At 61.6% G+C, this 20,746-nt stretch carries 16 protein-coding genes; 7 read left to right on the top strand and 9 right to left on the bottom strand.

Annotated elements, in window-relative coordinates:
• The first annotated feature begins 1 nt into the window (after window position 1).
• Genes CH295_RS26115 through CH295_RS26105 form a run of 3 tightly spaced genes read left to right on the top strand, consistent with a single transcriptional unit; the run spans window position 2 to window position 3,232 of the window.
• Complete coding sequence (locus CH295_RS26115) at window positions 2-928, top strand: reductase (protein ID WP_094742361.1); 927 nt, start codon at window positions 2-4, stop codon at window positions 926-928.
• On the top strand, window positions 925-2,433 hold the full coding sequence (locus tag CH295_RS26110; RefSeq protein WP_094742360.1) for a flavin-containing monooxygenase: 1,509 nt from the start codon (window positions 925-927) through the stop codon (window positions 2,431-2,433). The genes CH295_RS26115 and CH295_RS26110 overlap by 4 nt, the downstream gene beginning before the upstream one ends.
• A gap of 46 nt (window positions 2,434-2,479) precedes the next feature.
• Window positions 2,480-3,232: a MerR family transcriptional regulator gene (locus tag CH295_RS26105; RefSeq protein ID WP_094742359.1), complete on the top strand. Its 753-nt coding sequence runs from the start codon at window positions 2,480-2,482 to the stop codon at window positions 3,230-3,232.
• A 127-nt stretch (window positions 3,233-3,359) separates the two neighbouring features.
• Here CH295_RS26105 and CH295_RS26100 read toward each other — a convergent pair whose 3' ends face one another.
• The 3 genes from CH295_RS26100 to CH295_RS26090 all read right to left on the bottom strand — a co-directional run bounded on the left by CH295_RS26100 (window position 3,360) and on the right by CH295_RS26090 (window position 7,479).
• Window positions 3,360-5,063 (bottom strand): L-lactate permease, encoded by a 1,704-nt coding sequence (locus tag CH295_RS26100; protein WP_094742358.1) that lies wholly within the window; start codon window positions 5,061-5,063, stop codon window positions 3,360-3,362.
• 26 nt (window positions 5,064-5,089) lie between these two features.
• Window positions 5,090-6,274, bottom strand: a complete 1,185-nt coding sequence (locus CH295_RS26095; RefSeq protein ID WP_094742357.1) for a glycerate kinase — start codon at window positions 6,272-6,274, stop codon at window positions 5,090-5,092.
• A 95-nt stretch (window positions 6,275-6,369) separates the two neighbouring features.
• On the bottom strand, window positions 6,370-7,479 hold the full coding sequence (locus CH295_RS26090) for a CdaR family transcriptional regulator (RefSeq protein WP_252342197.1): 1,110 nt from the start codon (window positions 7,477-7,479) through the stop codon (window positions 6,370-6,372).
• Window positions 7,480-7,845: 366 nt separating this feature from the next.
• Here CH295_RS26090 and CH295_RS26085 point away from each other — a divergent pair, with 366 nt between their 5' ends.
• Window positions 7,846-8,502 (top strand): O-methyltransferase, encoded by a 657-nt coding sequence (locus CH295_RS26085; protein WP_094742356.1) that lies wholly within the window; start codon window positions 7,846-7,848, stop codon window positions 8,500-8,502.
• 510 nt (window positions 8,503-9,012) lie between these two features.
• Here CH295_RS26085 and CH295_RS26080 read toward each other — a convergent pair.
• Entirely contained in the window at window positions 9,013-9,984 is a 972-nt protein-coding gene (locus CH295_RS26080) for an ABC transporter substrate-binding protein (protein WP_094742355.1), read from the bottom strand.
• Window positions 9,985-10,056: 72 nt separating this feature from the next.
• On the bottom strand, window positions 10,057-10,671 hold the full coding sequence (locus CH295_RS26075; RefSeq protein ID WP_094742354.1) for a TetR/AcrR family transcriptional regulator: 615 nt from the start codon (window positions 10,669-10,671) through the stop codon (window positions 10,057-10,059).
• A 116-nt stretch (window positions 10,672-10,787) separates the two neighbouring features.
• Here CH295_RS26075 and CH295_RS26070 point away from each other — a divergent pair, with 116 nt between their 5' ends.
• Genes CH295_RS26070 through CH295_RS26060 form a run of 3 tightly spaced genes read left to right on the top strand, consistent with a single transcriptional unit; the run spans window position 10,788 to window position 14,758 of the window.
• Complete coding sequence (locus CH295_RS26070) at window positions 10,788-12,542, top strand: ABC transporter ATP-binding protein (protein WP_252342196.1); 1,755 nt, start codon at window positions 10,788-10,790, stop codon at window positions 12,540-12,542.
• Window positions 12,539-14,272, top strand: a complete 1,734-nt coding sequence (locus CH295_RS26065) for an ABC transporter ATP-binding protein (RefSeq protein WP_094742353.1) — start codon at window positions 12,539-12,541, stop codon at window positions 14,270-14,272. Before CH295_RS26070 ends, CH295_RS26065 begins: the two co-directional genes overlap by 4 nt.
• 42 nt (window positions 14,273-14,314) lie before the next feature.
• Entirely contained in the window at window positions 14,315-14,758 is a 444-nt protein-coding gene (locus CH295_RS26060) for a transposase (protein ID WP_141217090.1), read from the top strand.
• A gap of 182 nt (window positions 14,759-14,940) precedes the next feature.
• Here the strand turns inward: CH295_RS26060 and CH295_RS26055 are convergent, their stop codons facing one another.
• The 4 genes from CH295_RS26055 to CH295_RS26040 all read right to left on the bottom strand — a co-directional run bounded on the left by CH295_RS26055 (window position 14,941) and on the right by CH295_RS26040 (window position 20,428).
• On the bottom strand, window positions 14,941-15,357 hold the full coding sequence (locus tag CH295_RS26055) for a hypothetical protein (protein ID WP_094742352.1): 417 nt from the start codon (window positions 15,355-15,357) through the stop codon (window positions 14,941-14,943).
• A 1-nt stretch (window position 15,358) separates the two neighbouring features.
• Complete coding sequence (locus CH295_RS26050; protein ID WP_094742351.1) at window positions 15,359-17,296, bottom strand: primary-amine oxidase; 1,938 nt, start codon at window positions 17,294-17,296, stop codon at window positions 15,359-15,361.
• A complete protein-coding gene (locus tag CH295_RS26045) occupies window positions 17,293-18,753 on the bottom strand; it encodes an APC family permease (RefSeq protein ID WP_094742350.1) in 1,461 nt (486 codons plus the stop codon). The genes CH295_RS26050 and CH295_RS26045 overlap by 4 nt, the downstream gene beginning before the upstream one ends.
• A 169-nt stretch (window positions 18,754-18,922) precedes the next feature.
• Entirely contained in the window at window positions 18,923-20,428 is a 1,506-nt protein-coding gene (locus CH295_RS26040; protein WP_094742349.1) for an aldehyde dehydrogenase family protein, read from the bottom strand.
• Window positions 20,429-20,746: the final 318 nt, after the last annotated feature.

Below are 20,746 nucleotides of genomic sequence, written 5' to 3'. Positions count from 1 at the left end.
AATGACCGAAAATTTCGACTTCGAGGCGATGTTGACCAAGATCAAGGACCGGCAGTGGGCTCTCGCCGACATTGCCTGGGATGCACCGGGTGCCGATTCGATCAGTCCCGAGCTGCACGCCAAGCTCAAGCCGTTCATGTCCGACCTGATGTGGATCGAGAACGTCGGTGCCCGCGGATTCGCCGCGATGGCACGTAAGGCACCCACCGAGACGCTCCGTGACATCTACCGTCATTTCCACGCGGAGGAGCAGAAGCACGCGAACGCCGAACTTGCTCTGATGCGGCGATGGGGGATGCTCGAGAACGACGAAATTCCACAGCCGAACGTCAACGTCAAGCTCATCATCGACTGGCTGGACAAGTACGCCGACCAGACCCCCCTCGCGGTGCTGGGTACTGTCATTCCGATGCTCGAGGTCGCCCTCGACGGTGCATTGGTCAAGTTCATCATGGACGAGATCCACGACCCGGTCTGTCAGGAGGTCTTCAAACACATCAACGCCGACGAATCGCGGCATCTTGCAGTCGATTTCGAGGTCATCGAACTTCTCGGCCACGCCAAAATGCGTAAAATCATCGTCGAAACCGTCGGCGCGTGGGCGCGCCCGTCGTTGATCATCGGCACTCTGCGCTACATTCCGCTGCTGAACAAGATGCGCGACAACATCGTCGAGATGGGCGTGGACGAGGAACGTCTCTACACCGCCATGAAGCGATTCAAGAAGGTCGGTGAGCGCACACCCTTCCCCAAACGCCTACCCATGTACCGCTTCATCAGCTGGCACGGATCGGTCGTCATCGATCGCGCCCATCCGTACCACCGCCTTGCAGACGCAATGGTCGTCATGACAGCCAAGTACCCCAAACGCCTGCTCCGGGCTCAGCCCACCTGGTCGAAGGAACTGACCTACGAGCCCGTCGCATGAGCGGGCGTGACGTGGTCTCCGTCGCGGTGATCGGCGGCGGGTTCGCTGGTATCGGTGCCGCTGTCCGGTTGACCCAGCGAAGTATTCGCGACTTCGTCATTCTCGAACGAGGCACCAGGCCCGGCGGAACGTGGCGCGACAACACGTATCCCGGTGCAGCGTGCGACATCCCATCGCGGCTCTACTCCTACAGTTTCGCGCCGAATCCGGACTGGTCGCACACCTACTCCGGCAGTGAAGAGATCCTCGGGTACGTCGACTCGATGATCGACAGGTTCGAGTTGACGGGCTACTTCCGCTTCGGGCACAACGTTGCGGATCTGACCTGGCACGAGGATTCATCGCTGTGGGAGATCACGATCGACGACCGCGAACCGGTGTTCGCTCGCAGCGTCGTCATGGCATCAGGCCCCCTCGCGAATGTCAGTCTGCCGAAAATCCCCGGTATCGAGTCGTTCGAGGGCGAAAAGATTCACAGCGCCCGCTGGAACCACGACTACGACTTCGCCGGGAAAAAGGTGGCGGTCGTCGGGACCGGCGCGAGCGGAGTGCAGATCGTGCCCGAGTTGGTGAAAGTAGCGGACTCGGTGAAGGTCTTCCAGCGCACACCAGGGTGGGTGCTTCCGCGAACCAATTTCAGCACACGCAACGCAACTCGTGAGATGTACCGGCGTCTACCGTTCACACAGTCACTGGCCCGCAAAGCCTGGTTCTGGGGGCACGAGTCAGTCGCACTCGGCGTGGTGTGGAAATCGCCGCTGACCCGCGTGGTCGAAGGCGTATCCAAATTGCACCTACGCGCACAAGTCAAGGACCCGTGGTTGCGTCGTCAGCTCACACCCGAGTTCAGAGCCGGATGCAAGAGACTGCTCATGACCAGTGCGTACTACCCAGCGTTGCAGAAAGACAACTGCACTCTGGTCACGTGGCCCATCGCACGCATCTCGCAGAAGGGGATCCGTACGGTCGAGGGAATCGAGCACCAATTCGACGCAATCGTGTTCGCGACCGGATTCGACGTCTCCAAGGCGGGCACCCCTATTCCCATCACCGGCCGTGACGGACGCGTTCTGGCAGAGGAATGGAGCAAGGGCGCGTATGCCTACAAGTCGGTGGCGGTCTCGGGGTATCCGAACATGTACTTCACGTTCGGTCCGAACTCCGGCCCCGGCCACAGCTCGGCACTGGTCTACATGGAGGCGCAAATCGACTACATCGTCGACGCCATCGCCACGGCGGTCAATCAGAACTTCGTGCTCGATGTTCGAGCACAAGTGCAGGCGGACTACAACGTCGAGCTACAGAAGCGGCTGACCAAGACGACATGGAACTCCGGCTGTTCAAGCTGGTATCTCACCGAGGACGGGTTCAACGCCACCATGTATCCCGGCTTCGCGACGCAGTACATCAAACAGCTCGATACGGTCGAACTGCCGGACTATTCGGTGACCGCTGCCAACGTGCCAACAGGATCCCATATCAGTCTGGTGACCGATTCGGTTTGATCGAAGCATTAGGGTTGGGGCAACGGCAGGCGAAGGGAGTGGACCGATGGCGGAGTATCGGATCGACGAACTCGCCCACGCTGCAAAGACGACCGCACGCAACGTGAGGGTCTACCGCGACCGAGGACTGCTCCCGCCCCCGCAGAAGCGGGGGCGGGTCGTGATCTACGACGATTCTCATCTGACCCGCCTGCGCCTGATCGGCGTACTTCTTCAGCGCGGCTTCACCACAGCCCACATCGCAGATTTCATCGATGGATGGGAGAGCGGCAAGGACCTCACCGACGTGCTGGGTTTGCAACGTGCCCTCACCGAGCCGTGGTCGGCCCCGGACGATACGGTCACTATTTCGTTCACCGAGGCCGAATCGACGATCGGAAGTTCGGCCCAGCTGCAGCGTCTGGTGGAATTCGGGCTTGCGCGGGTCGAAGGCGACGAATGCACTTTCACCGATCCGAAACTGCTGAGGGGATTCGCCTCCCTATCCGAATACGGCTTCGATATCGCCGCACTCCTCGACATCCACGAGCATGTCCATTCAGCGGTGAACACCATTGCAAAGACGATGATTGCCGCTGTCAAGAGTCATATTGTCGACCGGCACGGCGAGGGATGGATCCCGCAGGGGCAGGACGTGGGGAAAACGATCCACATGCTCGAGATCATGCGCGCCCTGAGCGTCGAGTCCGTGCACGCGACCCTCGAGCGCACCCTGGACGCAAATTTGCGCGAGCAGCTCGGTGAGTACCTGGAGGCGGCGATCGACAAGACACCGAGATCGGACCGCACATCGGCCTGATCTTCGATGTCCAGATGAGGCCCTATGGGTAATTGTAAGGAATTTGGGTCCCGACTGCTCTCCATGAGACGTCGGTGTGTGGAGGGGGAGGGCCGTGCGTCCTTCGACGCACGGCCCTGACGAGGATCTAGGGGACCATCCAGCCCAGAACCGGTGTCGCTTGGAGGACGATGAGGACGGTGATGAGTGCGAGCAACCCGAGGCTCCATGGAAGTAGCTTTCGGAACAGGTTGCTCTCGGCTCCGTCAATTCCTACCGCTGCAGATGCAACGGCGAGGTTCTGAAGCGAGAGCATCTTGCCCATGACGCCTGCGGAGGAGTTGGAGGCCGCCATCAAGGTCGGCGACAGGCCGGTCTGTTCGGCTGCTGTGACCTGCAGGTGTCCGAACAGTGAGTTCGACGACGTGTCGGATCCGGTCAGCGCAACGCCGATCCATCCGATGACAGGGGACAATACTGCGAAGAGCACTCCTGTCGAAGCCAACGCGAGGCCGAGTGTCGTGGTGAGCCCGGACAAGTTCATCACGAAGGACAGGGCCAACACCGAGGTCACGGTGACGATTGTCCATTTCAACTGGACGACGGTGCCGGCGAAGATTCGCAGCCCCGCAAGCGGTTTCATTCGATAGATCGCCATTGTGATCATTCCGGACAGCAGAAGCAGTGTTCCTGTTGCCTTGAGGTGGTCGAGTTTGAACTTCTGCGCCGCGACCGGTGTGCCGTCGGCATCCGTGACGTTCAGTCCCGGCCATTGGAAGGTGATGCTGCCGATTTCACCGAGCCAGGTCTTGATCGACGGGATCTGAGCAAGCGAGAAGACAGCCATCACCACCAGATACGGAGCTATCGACATCGACACCTGTGGCAGCGGCGGGCGTGTCCCGGCGGCAATATCTCGTGTGGGCTGGGTGACGACGGTGGGACCCGCCTCCGCTCTCGATGTCACATCGTCTTCGTGCGCGGGCGTCGTGTCTGCGGGGTCGGCGGGGTCGGCGGACGTGTCACCCGAGATGATCTCGCGGGGTTTCCAGAAGCGGAGCATCACCAGTACAGCAGCGACTGTCGCGACCGACGCGGTCACGTCGGTGAGCTCTACTGCGATGTAGTTCGAGGTGAGAAATTGCATGAGACCGAAGACGAATCCCGCCATGAGTGCGACGGGCCATGTCTGTGAGAGTCCGCGGCGTCCGTCCACCAGCAAGACGAGTAGGAGGGGCACGATGAGCGCGATGAGTGGGGTCTGGCGTCCGGCCATGCTGGAAAGCTCCTGCAGCGGGATTCCCGTGACTCCGTTGAGTGCGATGACCGGCGTGCCCATGGAACCGAATGCAACCGGTGCCGTGTTCGCCAGCAGGCACACCACCGCTGCCTTCATCGGCTTCATTCCTGCGGCCATCATCATTGCTGCGGTGATGGCAACCGGCGCACCGAAACCTGCGAGTGATTCGAGTAGCGCGCCGAAGCAGAAGGCAATCAGGATGGCGAGGATTCGCAGATCGCTCGATACCGACCGAATGGTGGTTCCCAGTATGCCGAACCACGGTGTCGCTACAGTGATTCGGTAGATCCACAAGGCTGTGACGAGAATCCACAGGATCGGTATCAACCCGTAGACGACGCCGGCTGCCGCGGAGCTCAACGCCTGTCCCACCGGCATTTTCCAGACGGTAACGGCCAGTACCAAGGCGCTGGCGAGGCCAGCGAGGGCGGACTTGTGGGCTTTGACCCGGAATGCTCCGAGAAGAACGAACAGCAGGGCCAGTGGGATGGCGGCGCAGAGCGCGGACAGCGCCAGTGATCCCACGATGGGTGCGCTGATTTGTTGAAACATCGGTTCTCTTTTCGAGGTCTGTGAATTCAGGAGGCGATCTGCGTAGCAGAGGTGGTGGGCACCCCGGCGAACGCGGCGTACATGCTCGCGACATGAGCTGCGGTGTTGCGGACGAGTTCGGTTGTGCTGATGGAGAGTTCATCGAATCGAGCGGGTCCTGGCGCAATGGACAGAGCTGCGGAAATTCCAGCCTCGCGGGTCTGCTGCGGACTGAGCGCGACTCGTCCGGCTATGACGACCACCGGGCAGTCTGCGGGGGTTGCCCGCCGCACGCCTGCGACCACTTTTCCTCGTAACGATTGCGAATCGAAGGAACCTTCCCCTGTCAGGACGAGGACGGCGTCCGAACACAGGTCGGCGAATCCTATTGCACGCATGACCATGTCGGAACCCGGCATCAGTACTGCGCCGAGAAGGGGGACGAGGCAGGCGGGTAGGCCACCCGCCGCCCCGGCACCGGGGATCGCCGTCACATCGGTGCCGGTCTCGGCGTGCAGAATTGCAGCGAGGTGCTCGATCCCGGCATCGATCGCTGCGACCTCTTCTGCGCCTGCGCCCTTCTGTGGGCCGAACACCGCAGCAGCGCCCTCGGGGCCGAGGAGCGGGTTGTCGACGTCGAGTGCGACGACGATGGTGACCTCCGCGACGCGAGGGTGGAGCGCCGATAAGTCCACCGAATCGATGTCGGCCAGCCCGGCCGCGCCGAGGGCAACCTCGTTGTTCTCCGCGTCCAGGAACCGCGCGCCGAGGGCGGACAGGAACCCGGTGCCGCCGTCGTTGCTCGCGCTTCCTCCGATGCACAAAAGGATTTCCGAGACGCCGTCGTCGAGAAGATATCGTGCGAGCAACCCGACGCCGTAACTGTCGGCGCGCATCGGTTGCAGGTCGACGTCGCATACGTGTGGGAGGCCGTTGGCTTCGGCGGCTTCGATGATCCCGATCTTTCCGTCGGAGGACTTTGCCACTCGTGCCCGGCGCGGCCGTCCGATCGCGTCGAGCGTACGAACTTCGATGACCTCGGCATCCAGTGACGCGGCAAGCGCGTCCAGAGTGCCTTCACCGCCGTCGGCCAGCGGGCATTCGATGACTGTCACCGCCGAGCCGAGCGCATCGCGAACGCCCGCAGCCATGGCGGCTGCTATCTCGGTAGCCGACCTGGTTCCTTTGAAGGAGTCCGGTGCGACCACGATCCTGCTTCTGCTCTGATCCATGAATGTAGGCTAGGTCACATCGAAGGCGGTAATATATGTCCATTCGATACATAAAAAGGGCGCGATGTGCGGGCTATTCTGTGCGTTGCGCCCAGTCAGTCGTCGACGTCACCGGTGGTGAGCTGCCTCGCCGACGCGAGTGCCAGTTTCATCGCGACTGCATCCTCGAAGAGCCGAAGGTCCAAACCCGTCAGTTCCTTGATCCTTCCGAGCCGTTGCACGACGGTGTTCCGGTGAGTGTGAAGAAGCGATGCAGAGGCGACGACCGACAGATTGTTGGCGATCAACACACCGGCTGTCTCACGCAGTGTGTTCGTGAGAGGCTCAACGATTCGGCGGACCGAATCGATGGTGATGAAATCGGGTTGCCGTCCGATCAGGACTTCGACGTCGAACTCCGACAGCTCGTGTACCCGGCTGTCGGATACGTAGTTGCGGACCAACACATCCAGTTTCTGCACGTCGACGATCAGTTCTGCCATCGTCGCTCCCGCACGCCCGGCTACTACTGAGGCACCGGCCGCCGCCAATCGATCGATTACCACTGCGCGCGTGCTCGTGCTCGACGATCCGACAAGAAACCACAGCGTCCCGTCTCGCTCGACCGCGACGGCGTTTTCGATTCCCACCACGCTGTTGCGGTGCCTCGATACCTGCGTGGGCCTGCTCGAACCGCTGCGCGCGACGAGCACCGTCCACGGTGGCCGCAGGGGTTTGCCGACGTCGCGGAGCTTCGACATCATCCGGCCCTCCGAGACCGTCGACTCGACTATCAGCGCATTCAGCAAGTCTCTGAGGGCCGATTCCCGCCATCGTGAATCGTCGAGGTGCTGTTCCTGTCGAATTAGTAGCGAGACTGTCAGAACAAGCACGCGCGCAACAGGTTCGACGGTGGATGGCGTGCCGGTTACCCCGACGACCCCAACCGGGATGTCGTCGATGAAGAGCGGGACGTTGACTCCGGCACGGGTGTCTGGTTCGGCACTGCGAGCATCGATGTGGACTGTGTCTCGGCGTTCGAGAGCGTGAACTGCGCCGTGGTGTAAACGTCCAAGACGCGATGGGTCGACCGACGCGATGATGAACCCACGGTCGTCCATGATGTTAACGTTGTAGGTCACCACGGGGCGCACCTGATCGACAACCCGCTGCGCAAGCTCCGCAGTCAGCAACGATCGGTGCTCGCTGGCTGTGACCTCGTGCATCGAACAATCCTAGCTCTGCGCATCGTAGATCGAGCTAGTCCTGAGAGCGTTCATTCGGCGTTCTCTGCGCCAGCGACTGCTGCATCAGCGTGGTGTGTGTGGGCGAGCGGTCGGCCCGACCATGGTTGAGATCGAAGAGCTCCGTTGTTTCCCACAACTCGGTCCAACGGCGTTGGTTGAGGTTGACTCGCAACGGTAGTCGAATACCACGATTACGGTGGACGCCAGATGCTGCGTGGGAAACGGTAGGATTCAAACCATCGCCGCCGCAAAGCCGGCCCGGTCCTCTTACACCGCGCAGCGGTTCCCAGCATGTTCACAGGCGACGGACACCGATCCGTCAGACTCGTGGATTACCCTGGCCGCATGCCTACTTCACTCGATTCCGGGCCCATCGCATCAACGTTGCAAGATCTGTATGCCGCAGCGGAAGCGCAGCGCAGCGGTCCCGGCCACAGACGCAAACGCGACTCGGCCGAGCGACTGACAGCTCAGCAACGCGCCGACGGTGCGGCCGACGCGTATATGCCGATCGACCGCGAAGCTGGAAGATTGTTGTACTCACTGATCAGGGCGACCCGGCCGGCCACCGTCGTCGAATTCGGCACATCATTCGGCATCTCGACGCTCCATCTCGCCGCTGCTGTTCGTGACAACGGATTCGGGCGGGTCGTGACGACCGAAATGAACGCGCACAAGGTCGCCGCGGCGAGTGCGACTTTCGAGGAAGTAGGGGTCTCGGATCTGGTGACGGTCCTCAATGGCGACGCAGTCAAGACGTTGGACGCGTTGGACGGAACGGTCGAATTCGTGTTACTCGACGGGTGGAAAGAATTATACGAACCAGTATTGAAGGTACTGGAAGCGAGACTGCCGGTCGGGACGTTGATCGCCGCTGACAACGCCAGTCATTCCGACGCTGGCCCGTACCTCGAGTACGTGCGGAACCCGGCACACGGTTACGTGACCTTCAACTTCCCATCCAAGCGCGACGACAGCATGGAACTGAGCGTGAAGGTGTGAAGGTGGGCTCGAGTTCTCATCGGTGCCGGACAAGCGGGTGACAATCCGATGTTCCCGATTTCGTTCTCACACTTGCAGATCGAGCGGGAGGGGTGGGTACTAGCGCGTCCTCGCCCGGATGCGGCGCTCGGCGTCAAGGAGTATTCCCGGCGTGCTGCTGCGGTCGCGGCGGCTCGAGGCGGTGATTTCGGAACCACGAGATCAGCACGGCCATCGGGGTAATCGGGACAGAAGTGGTGGTCGGCCTCCGAAGTTCGATGTGCAGAAATCAAGGCCGCAATGTAGTAGACGCTCTCTCAATGGTGTCGAACAGTGGCGAGGACTTGCCACTCAAGTACGGCAAACTGGCGTTGACGTACCGGGTGGGTGCGCTTCTACACGCGGTTTTCTGTGGTCGCAGCACATTACCCTTCTAGGTGATGCGGCCTAACCATTACGATGCATTGACCGGAGTAATAGAGGCCGCGCCCCGTCGAGGGCATGAACTCCACCCATCTCGAGTTGAATCGTCTACCGGAGTTCGGCCTGAAAATCCGTGTATCGATCGGCGGCGGTGTCCTCGGTGCCTATGTCCGACGTATCACCGGCAATGAGGGCACGGAGGTCACGAACCAGCCAGTAGGTGGCGAAGGGGTGGTTGGCGAACCACATCTCGCCGTTGACGTTCACGGCGTTGCCGGTGATGCCAGCGGATTCGGTTACGCCCCGGACTCGGTCGGCGGAATACACCCCCTCGTCGAACACGACGACTACGTCCGCTGCCTGCTCTGGTAACAACTCCGGCGACAGTGCCGTCCACGGTGCCGCCGACGCGGCAGTCTGCAGCGTCGGCGCGGTTATCCCGACACGCGCGGCCATGGATGAGGACGGCGAGATCCCCGTGGCAACAGCAAGTATGTCCGAGGAGTACATCAACACCGACAATGAGGTTGGGTCGGTGGTCACTGTGCTTCGTAGTGAATCGATCTCGGTGTCGAGCATTGTTCGGAGACGGGCGGCTTCATCGTGTCGGTCGAACATGGTGGCGGTGAATTCCAACGATTCCTTCCACGGACTCGCGTAGGGCATCGGTACCATCGCGACGGTGTCCGAAATGGCCTCATACACAGTAGGATCGCCGTAATCGCTACCGACGACGAGATCGGGTTGCTCAGCCAGAATCTCCTCGGTGGGAGGTGCCCCGACCGGTGGCACGTCGATGACCTGCGCGCCTGCGTTGCGAAGGACCGTCCCGCCGATTGCGGAACCGAATCCGGTGAACACCACGTCGGGAACGATCCCGACTGCCAGCAGCGACATTGCCGCGTACTCGTCGGTGGCCACGATGCGTTCTGGGTCGACCGGTACTTCGGTGACGCCCAATTCGTGTGTGACAGTCCGGGTTCGAGTCTCGTTCGGCACTTCGTCGGCGGGTGAAGCTGCGCACCCAGCGGCGAATGCCAGGGTCAGGGCAATGGTGGAGAGTCTGATCGTGTGCTTCATGTGAGTTCTCCTTCGGCGCATAGGATTCGATCTATCGGACGACTCGGGTGCGTCGTCCACATGCGGTGGTGCTCATCGAGATCGGGTGGCGTCGATTCCCCCGAGAAGGCAGTCGAGCGCGTAGATGTAGTGGCGCGTAATGCCGCCAGGTTCGGACATGGAGTCGATCAAGTCGGCTACCGCGTCGAGTCCAGGTCCGCGATCGGCAGGCATCTGCTGACGAATCGAGCGGTGGTCCCTGCCTACGGCAGATCGTGAATCTCCTATCGCGATGTGGGACATGCAGGTGGTGAACACCACGGTGTACGCGCGGGCGGCGTTGTCGCCGAAACCTGCATCGAGCAAAACCGACACCGCTCGTTCCAGTATGGGCGCGATGGCTGGGGTGACAGGTCCGTGCACCAGCGCCCATTGCGCGACACCGGGGTACTGCACGAAGACGCTGCGGATCTCGATCAGTAACTCCCTCAACCACTCCTGCCACGAATCGATTTGGGGCGGAACAGCTATGCGTTGGGATACTCGATCGACCACTGCGGCCGACAGCTCTGAGCGGTCGCCGACGTGATGGGCGACGACGGACAACGACGTGTCCAACGACGCAGCAAGCTCTCGTGTCGTCCAGTCGCTCAGGCCACGTTCCTCCGTGAGTGATACCGCAGCGTCGATGAGAACTTCCCGCGTCATTCCGGTCCGGTAAGACCGCCGCCGGCGCAAACGTAGCTCTTTACCGTCACTCACGTGTGTTGTACCTTTCAGCTGAAATTAGATCACTGATCCAATCTTATAACGCAGGAGCCTTCGTGGAGAAAAGCACCGCACTGGGCGACACCCTCGCGCCGGTCCAGAGCCGTATACGTATCGCCATGGCGATGCAGGTCATCGCATCGGCAGCGACGATCGTCCCGTATGTCGCCGTCGTCGAACTCGGCAGGATGCTGTTGAGCGGTGATGCCGACACATTCGGCGACGTGCTGCCGGTGGTGTGGATCGTCGTCGCCGGCCTCGGTGCGCGGGCGGCCTTCGGCAGCGGAGCTCTACTGGTCACCCACTACGCCGATGTGACGATGCAGGCGATCCTGCGACGGAAAATCGTCGCCACTCTCGGGACCCTGCCACTGGGCTGGTTCGGCAAGAACACATCAGGGTCGGTTCGTAAGAAGACACAGAACGACATCGCAGACCTGCATTATCTGGTTGCACACCAGGCCGTCGAAACTGTGGGTGCCGTCGCAACTCCCGTCTTCGGTGTCGGCTACATCGTATTCCTCGATTGGCGCCTCGCTTTGGTCGCCGTGGCCACCCTGCCTGTCTACATTGCAGCGTATGCCGTCATGACCAGGGATATGGACGTGAAGATGGCCGAGATGAACAAAGGTATCGAAGCCATCAGTTCGACGATCGTTGAGTTCGTCGCCGGCATTTCGGTCGTCAAGGCATTCGGCCGGACAGGCAAGGCGCACTCTCGATACCGTTCGGCAGCAATTGCTTTTGGCGATGCTTACGGCGGCTGGGTCGGTCCGATGCTGCGAACCGATGCCCTGTCCTCCATCTCGCTGAGCGCACCGGTCGTGCTTCTGGTCAATCTGCTCGGCGGAGTGTGGTTCGTGTCCGCGGGCTGGGTCACCCCGCTCGACGTCATCGCGGCCGCTCTCATCGCGATGGCGCTGCCCGTTTCGATCATGGCTGTCAGCTTCGGCATGCAGGCCAGACGTGAGGCAAGCGCAGCAGCCGGCCGACTGGTCGAACTGTTCGAGACGCCGGCGCTCCCAGAACCCGTCGAACCTGTGAGCCCTGACAGCAGTGAAGTCGGCTTCGACAACGTCAGGTTCTCCTATGACGGTACGACGGAGGTCCTGCGAGACGTCAGCTTCGCGATGCCGACCGGATCGGTTACAGCGCTGGTCGGCGCGTCCGGATCGGGGAAATCGACCCTCGCGACGCTGGTACTGCGATTTCACGATGTCACGGACGGGTCGGTGACGATCGGGGGAGCGGACGTCCGCAATATTGCAACAACAGAGCTGTACCGCCACGTCGGGTTCGTGCTGCAGGACGTACAGCTGCTCAACGAATCGGTTCTCGACAACATCCGGCTGGGCCGTTCCGAGGCCGATCTCGACACCGTGCGCGAGGCTGCGCGAGCGGCACAGATCGACGAACGAATCCTTGCCCTGCCCCGCGGCTACGACTCGGTGATCGGCGACGACGCAGTGCTCTCGGGCGGAGAGGCTCAACGGGTGTCGATCGCGCGGGCGATCCTTGCTGACACGCCGATCCTGGTACTCGACGAAGCCACCGCCTTCGCGGACCCGGAATCCGAGGCAGAGATTCAGCGAGCCCTGTCGACGCTGGCGCGAGGTCGCACGATCCTTGTGATCGCTCATCGCCTCGAGTCGATCATGGACGCCGATCGAATTCTCGTCCTCGACCGAGGCGAGATCGTCGAGCAGGGAACGCACGACGAACTGGTCGCCGCGACCGGTCACTATTCGCGAATGTGGGCCGCTCACCGCCGGTCCGACGCTACCGACGTCCGAGAGGCAGCAGCACGATGATCCGTGACCTCATTCGCATCCTCGGCCCCCAGCACCGCAAACCTGTTCGTGCATTCCTGTTCTGGGCCATCGCATACGGCGTTCTTCAAGGTGCCGCTGTGTCCTTCCTCGTTCCCATCACGCGCGCGCTGTTCGAGAGCGATTACCCCTCGGCACTTCGATGGATCGCCGCCATGGCAGTGGTTGTACTGGCTTGCGCCGTAGCTCATTACGTGCAGGCCATGAAAGGATTCGGCGTCGCGTTGACCGCGTTGCGGACGATGCATCTGCGCATCGGCGACCATCTCGTGACGCTTCCTCTCGGTTGGTTCGGGCCCGAGACTGTTGCGACGACATCGCAGATGGCAAGCAAGGGAACCCTGTCGGTCGGCGGTGCCGCGGCGCATCTGCTCACCCCTGTCATCACCGGAATCGCTTCGCCCGCAGCGATAGTAGCGGCCGTACTGATCTTCGACTGGCGGCTTGCGATTGCGCTGCTACTTGCGGTCCCGGTTATAGCGGCGGCGTCCCGGTGTGCGGCAGTCATGATCTCGAAAGGAGACGAGCTCGCGCACGATGCAGCGATCGTCGCCACCAACCGAGTCCTCGAGTACGCTCGATGCCAGCCGGTCCTTCGCGCGTTCGGACGCACGAGCGGCACGTACGCCCCGCTCGACGACGCCATCGAGAGCCAGCGGATGGCCGGCCGTAAAGGTATGGCATACAGCATCTTCGGAATGGTTGTGTCCGGATTCGCCATCCAGCTGTGTTTCTCGATGCTGATCTCGTTCGGTGCATATCTCGCTGTCGGGGGGAGTCTCGACGCGGTGACGCTGATCGCGTTGCTCGGATTGATCGCTCGGTTCATACAGCCGATCAACGAGGTAGGCGAGTTTGCCGGCGCACTTCGCATGGCCCGCAACGAGATCGGGCGTATGACCGCCGTTCTCGACAAGGCCCCCCTTCTCGACTCCGAACAGCCGGCGGACATTCTAGAACCGGGCAGGGTCGACTTCGACGACGTCCACTTCGGGTATACAGACACACCGGTAGTGAACGGGTTGACCTTCGGCGTCCCTGCGCGTTCGATGACGGCCATCGTCGGGCCATCGGGCTCCGGTAAGACCACCGTCACCAGGCTCATCGCACGATTCTGGGACATCGACAACGGCTCGGTGAAAGTCGGTGGCGTCGACGTCCGGGACCACACCACCGAGCAGCTCATGAGCCAGATCGCCGTGGTCTTCCAGGACGTGTACCTGTTCGATGACACGTTGAGGGCCAACATTTTGGTCGGGCGTGAACATGCGACCGACGACGAGGTGGCCGAGGTGGCGCGTTTGGCCGGCGTGGACGAGATCGTCGCTCGGCTTCCGGCAGGCTGGGACACCCGCGTCGGCGAAGGTGGCACCGCATTGTCCGGCGGGGAGCGGCAACGGATCTCCATTGCACGGGCGTTGATCAAGAAGGCCCCGATCGTGCTTCTCGACGAGGCGACCGCCGCCCTGGACCCCCAGAACGAACAGTTCGTCCAACAATCCATCGGGCACCTCGCTCAGACCAGCACAGTCATCGTCATCGCGCACAAGCTAACCACCGTGGTCGCAGCGGACCAGATCATCGTCCTCGGATCCAACGGGACAATCGTTGAACAAGGAACACACCATTCTCTTCTCGCGCAAGGAGGCCGCTACCAAGACTTCTGGAACAGCCGAACGAACGCAGGAGGATGGAAACTCAGCAGCAGCTGACAGCATCGCCCGGGTCAGGCCGAGGAGTAAGGAATCAAGTCGATGGGCCCAAATGGGCTGTTGAAGCAACTTGCCAAGAATGTCCTCGAGACCGCGTTGGAAGCGGAGATGGCTGGGCACCTCGGCTACGGCAAACACGACGTCGCCGGCCGCGGCAACTCCCGCAACAGCACCCGCTCGAAGACGGTCGCTCACCGAGATCGGGCGGGTAGAGATCGACGTTCCACGCGATACCGAGTCCTCGTTCGCGCCGTAGATAGTCAAGAAGCGGCAACGACGCCTGACGGGTATCGACGAGATCGTATGTCGTTGGCGGCAAGGGGTTTGACGATCGACGAGGTGTCCGGTCACTTCCATGACCTATACGGGGCAACTGTCGCGCACCCTACAGTTGAGGCGTTCAACCGACTGGAAGGCGCGCGATTCACCACGCTCGTCCCCCGGCGCGGAAGGTTCTTACCGAGTCGTATCAGGCAAGATACATGATCCAGTCATTCGGCGCGGCCCAGTTCTACAGTTCCGGAGGGATTTTCCAGCGTCGGTATACGCCGAACTGGCGATATGGATGAGAACGCCGGCTTCCCGACGATCAAGGAATTCTTGAGATACGAGTTGGCGGACCAGTCCTTCACGGTGCTCTTGTTGCCGCACTCACTGCTTGAACTGCGCTACACGATCTGCCTCGATCTGGTCGTCACGAACAGCACCGTCGTGGCCAACACGGCCTCCGCTACTGCCAGCGCCAGCGCTGCCGTACTAGCAGGTGCATTCACGGACATCGACATCTCCATCGGCACAATCGGTCCTTGGTGTCCCGCGTGTGAGCCAGCAACACCCACATTCTGATGTAGAGCAATCATGGCGACGCTCATCGCAGCGACCGCAGCCCAGTCACGTGGGCTGGGCCGCGACCACAGGTGTGATGCGCAGTAGACGCATCCCGCTGCCATGATCAGAGTGACCACCACGTGCAGGGTGCTATGCCCGATCATCCCTGCCACGTGAACGGTCGCTGACAGTAGTGCGAGGAACGCACCCGCCCGCCCCATCCAGAGGGCGAAGCGGGTGGGCATCGTGATGGTCATGTCAGTCGTCGGAGCAGCAGTGCTTCGACGCCGAGGCCGGCGCGTTCAGGGTTGGATTCCGGTCGAAGAAGCCGACCGGCTTGAGCTTGAAGCCGGCGTAGTCGACCGGCATGACCGGCCAGTCTTCCGGACGCGGAAAGTGCGTAAGACCGAAGGTGTGCCAGAGCACCACGTCTTTGCCTTCTACGTCTCGGTCGCCCGCCACGTAGGCGGGCAAGCCGCTGTTTCCTGGATGCTGATTGACGAAATCGCCTGCGGGATAGCGTTCCTTCTTGTCGTACTGGGTCACCCACAGGTGTTTGGTTGCGAACGCGGCGCGAGATGCGATGGAGCTGGATGCATCGGCGAGCATGACCGGTTGGCCTTCCGGATGCAGTGCGTATCCGACGTCCTGGCCGAGTCTGTTCTGTTTCTCCGGGTTGGTGATGTGCCAGACGCGGGCCTTCGAATTGTCGGCCATGCGCTGCCCGTTGCTCTCGCTGGTGATCTTCGTCTTCTGCGCGCGGAATGCGTTGCCCCATGGATTGTTCGGGCCCATGGCAATCGGCACGGCATCGACCTCGGTGACGGTGTTTGACTGCCCGTCGACCTCCATGTCCAGTCTCGCCGAGAACAGATGCTGGTGGAACGGTGCGCCGAGTCCGGGCGCCATCTCGGTCGAGAACCCGTCCTCACCGCGATAGGCGGAGGTGAAGACGATTCCGGTGGCCTTGGCTTCGAGTTCGATGGTGCCGTCGAGGTAGAGGTACCAGTAGAAGCCGTAGTCGTAGTTGCCGATGGTCAGAAAGAACGAGATGACAAGTCTGCGTGAGCGTCTCGTCTCGGCCATGCCGTTGAAAAGGTCGGTGTGCTTCCAGAGGATTCCGTAGTCTTCCTCGTGCAAACAGATGGCGTTCTTCATGACCTTGGGATGCCCGGATTCGTCGGCAACGGTGACATCGAAGTACTGGATCTCGCCGAGGCAGTCACACCCCAATTCCAGTGCGTTGGTGTAGCGGCCGAACAGGTATTCACCCTGATCGAAGTAGTTCTGCCAGTATCGCACCGGAGAGGGATCGGCGTAGGGAACGACCATCTCGGCGATGGAGGCACGGTAGATCACGGGGCGCTCGGTGCCGCCATCGTTGAACGAGAGCTGATGCAGCGTCAACCCTTCCCGCACGTCGAAACCGAACTTGAACTTCCAGTCTGCCCAGGTGATTTCGTTACCGACGACGGAGAAGCTCGCGCCCTCGGGTTGGGTGATTTCGATCGGCTTGAGGTCGGTGCGGGTGGGGGAAGCGTGCGGCTCTGCGTTCCACTCACCGCGTTCGGCCGGAACCGGTAGTACAACATCGTCGACTACCTTGACCACCTTGCGTTCGGTCAGGTCGACGTAGGCCACGACGCCGTCGATGGGGTGCGCCCAGGGCAGGTCGGCCTCGTCTCCTTGATAGAAGGCCAATACCCGGACGATGCGATGGCCGACTTCGTCCTCGTGACCGAACACGCCGGCCGAGAGGGGGACAGCGCGGACCTTCGACGGATCGAGCGATCGCGTGTTCATCGCAGCGAGCCACTCGGCGCTGTCGAGCATGAACGACTCTATGTCCTCGAACTCGGCATCGAGAATGGGTACGTGCCCGTCTTTCGCGGCATCGAGTCTGGTGGTCGTGACGATCTCACCGGTGGTGACCGAGACGATGTTGTCGGTTCCGATTCCGGTGGCGCGATCGAGAAGCAACGCCCGGACACGCCTTTCGATGTCGGACCCGGCCTCGAACGCATGAACCACGGACTTTTCTGGGTCATCGAGAGCAAGATACACGAACTGAGTACTCGGATTCACCAATCCCGCCTCTACCAAAATAGCTCGTGCAGTGGTGATTTCGTCGGCGGTCAGAGCGCTCAGGGGATGCGTGACAGTTCGTCGAACGGTCCCGGAATCGAGCAATGTCATCGTGAGGCTTCCTTCTCTTCGGTGTTATGGGTAGATGCAGCGTGCGGACGAAGAACCGCGACGGCGATGCCGCCGAGGAACACTCCGACGAGAAGCACGCCTATGAGGGCAGCGAGTGTGGTGGAGCCGCCGACCAGCAGCGGCAGGTTGACAACGGTCATGAACAGAAGAGCGGCGAGTCCGACGAGACCCAGTAAGGGGGCGACGAGGGTGTTCCATGGGCGTGTGTCGACGTGGGTGCGGCGGAAATAGACGAGAACTGCGACGGAGGTGATTGTCATCAGAGCTACGATCCCTACCGAGGACACGCCTGCGAACCAGGCGAACACTTCGGTGACGGGGTCGAGCCCGGCGAGCGCGGAGGCAATTACGAGGACGAGAGCGGACACGGTCTGCACGACGGATGCGATGTAGGGGGAGGAGTGCTTGACGTGGGCACGTCCGCATCGAGCGGGTAAAGCGGAGCTGTTCGCCAGAGAGAAGATGTAGCGACTGAGCACGTTGTGGAATGCGAGCAGCGCGGCGAACAGGCTGGAGATGAGAAAGATCTGAACGAGGTCACCTCCCACTGCGCCGATGTAGAGAGTGGCAGTTTCGGTGATCATTCCCTCGGGGTTTTCGCCGGCAATCGCGACGGCCCCATCGTCGCCCCAGGCGCTGACCATCGCCCAACTCGAGACGGCGTAGAACACACCGATGATGATCAGCGCCATGTAGGTGGCCCTCGGGATCGTGCGAGCGGGGTCACGGGCTTCGTCGCGGAAGACGGCCGTCGCCTCGAATCCGATGTAGCCGGCGATGGCGAATATCAAGGCAATTCCCGGTGCGCCGGAGAAGAATTGGCTCGGGCTCAGGGCGGCTGTCGACAGTCCGGTGTCGCCGCCACCACGAGCTATGACGGCAGCGTCGATGACCAGCACGACGCCGACCTCGCAGATCAACAGAACGCCGAGAATTTTGCCCGACAGGTCGATATGGCGGTAGCCGAGGGTGGCCACAATTGCCATGACGGTAATGGCGTAGGCGTACCAGGGGATCTCGGGTCCGCCGTGCGTGGTGACGAAGTCGTTGATCGCCGCACCCATGTAGCCGTACACCGCGCCCTGCACTGCCGTGTAGGAGAGAAGTGCGAGGAATGCAGAGCCCAAACCGGTGTGACGACCGAGCCCCTGGGTGATGTAGGTGTAGAACGCTCCTGCGCCCGACACGTGCTTCGCCATCGTCGTGAAACCGACGGCGAACAGCAGAAGGATGACCGTGCACACGACGTACGACGCCGGGTACGCTGCACCGTTTCCGACCGCAATGCCCAACGGCACGGTGCCGGCGATGACGGTCAACGGGGCGGCGGCGGCCACGACCATGAAGACGATGGCACCTGGTCCGAGTGTGCCGCTCAACGTCGGCTTGCCACCGTCCGGGGTGGTGCGCCCTGCGGCGGAAGATGTTGTTGTCATGGTGTTCTCGCAACTTTCGAGGAGAGGTGGGCGTATACAGCAAGAGTGGACGGCAGATTGGTCGCAGCAGTTGCCGACGCGTCACAGTTACTCGACAGCGAACGGGAGCGGTGGGTGACGAATTCTCATTCGTAGAGAGGCGTCCGTAACGTCACCCACGCGCACCGTCTCAGAGCGCGATATTCACCGACTTGCCCTGGGTGTATTCGCCGATCGCGCCCTCGCCGAGTTCACGGCCCCAGCCGGACTGCTTGTACCCGCCGAAGGGCAGCGCGGTGTCGAAGGCGTTGTGGCAGTTGATCCACACCGTTCCGGCTTTGATCTCTGCGGCTACATCGTGTGCCTTGGACACATCGCGTGTCCACACACTCGCCGCCAACCCGTACGGAGTGTCGTTCGCTGCGGCCCGCACACCCTCGCTGGGCGAGAACGGAACTGCGACGGCAACCGGTCCGAAGATCTCTTCCTGGTACACGCTGAAATCGCTTGTCACGTCCACCAATAATGTGGGCTCGACGTAGAAGCCTTGATCGCCGTACCTTTTTCCGCCGGTGAGCGCTCGAGCGCCGTCGGCAAGACCTGCGTCGATGTAACCGGTGACCTTCCCGAGTTGTTCCTCCGAGATGAGTGGGCCGATGTCGTTGGTCGGGTCCATCCCTGGACCGATCTTCTGCGATCGGGCGAAATCGGCAATGCCCTCGGTGAACTCGTCGAAGATTCGGTCCTCGATCAGCAGGCGCGTTCCAGCGGTGCAGGCCTGCCCGTGGTTGAACAAGAATCCGCTGGCCACTCCGGGAATGGCTGCTTCCAGATCCGCGTCGGCGAAGATGACCTGAGGGCTCTTTCCCCCCAACTCCAACGAGACCTTCTTCAGGTTTCCCGATGCGGCCTGAACAATCTTCTTGCCGACCTCTGTCGAGCCCGTGAAGGCGACCTTGTCCACGTCTTGGTGGTGGGACAGCGCGGCTCCGGCGTCGCCGAAACCGGTGACGACATTGAATACGCCGTCGGGTAGACCGACTTCCGCGATGACCTCGGCCAGAAGAAGCGCGCTCAGCGGCGTCTGTTCTGCAGGCTTGAGTACGAGTGTGTTTCCGCATGTCAAACCGGGCGCAACCTTGAAGGCGGCCATGACCAATGGGAAGTTCCAGGGAACGATCTGCGCGCACACCCCGATCGGCTCGCGAAGGGTGTAAGCATGGAACCGGCCGCCCGGTGCCCAGGGGACGGACACCGGAATTGTGCGCCCCTCGATCTTCGTCGCCCACCCGGCGTAATAGAAGAAGATTTCGGCCGCCCACGTGACATCGACTGCCTGAGCGACCGCGACGGACTTACCGTTGTCGATCGATTCGAGCTGAGCGAACTGCTCGGCCCGATCCAGGATGCCCTGGCCGATCTTCCACAGCAACCGCTGACGCTGCGCGGGTGTGACCCGCCGCCACTCACCGGAGTCGAACGCGCGGCGAGCTGCTAAGACGGCGCGATCGACATCCTCGGTTCGGCCATGTGGAACCGTCGTAATGACCTGTCCGGTAGCAGGATTGATCGTCTCGAACGTCTGGCCCGACGCGGCGTCGACCCATTGTCCGTCGATGAACATCTGCTTGGGCGTTGCGATGAAGTTCTGCACGTCCGAGCGGAGCTCGGTTGGCGAGCTGATTACTGCAGTCATGAATGTCCTTGCCATCGATTGCGAATGATGCTGGGGCCGTGCGCCCTTGAGGTGTACTGGCGTGGCTCGAGAGGCGTCCCGGATTCGAGAGTAGGACAGGCTGTGGCGCGGGTCACGGAAAATTCGTAGTGAGTATTTGCCGCGGAGCAGATTCTCATTCGACTTTCGTGCGCATTCTCATTTCGATGTGCACACAATGGGCACGTCAGCCGATAATTCTGGGCGATAGCCTGCCCGGACCGCTCGCTCGAACAATGACGTATTCCCATTCGGGTGAACTCAGCGTTCACCCAGTTTGCACGTTCGGCGACGGCTGGA

The sequence above is a fragment of the Rhodococcus sp. 14-2483-1-2 genome (assembly GCF_002259405.1).
In the GTDB taxonomy this organism is placed as follows: Bacteria; Actinomycetota; Actinomycetes; order Mycobacteriales; family Mycobacteriaceae; genus Rhodococcoides.
The sequence above is the reverse complement of the archived record's forward strand: the minus strand, read 5'-3'. Positions and strand labels throughout refer to the sequence as shown.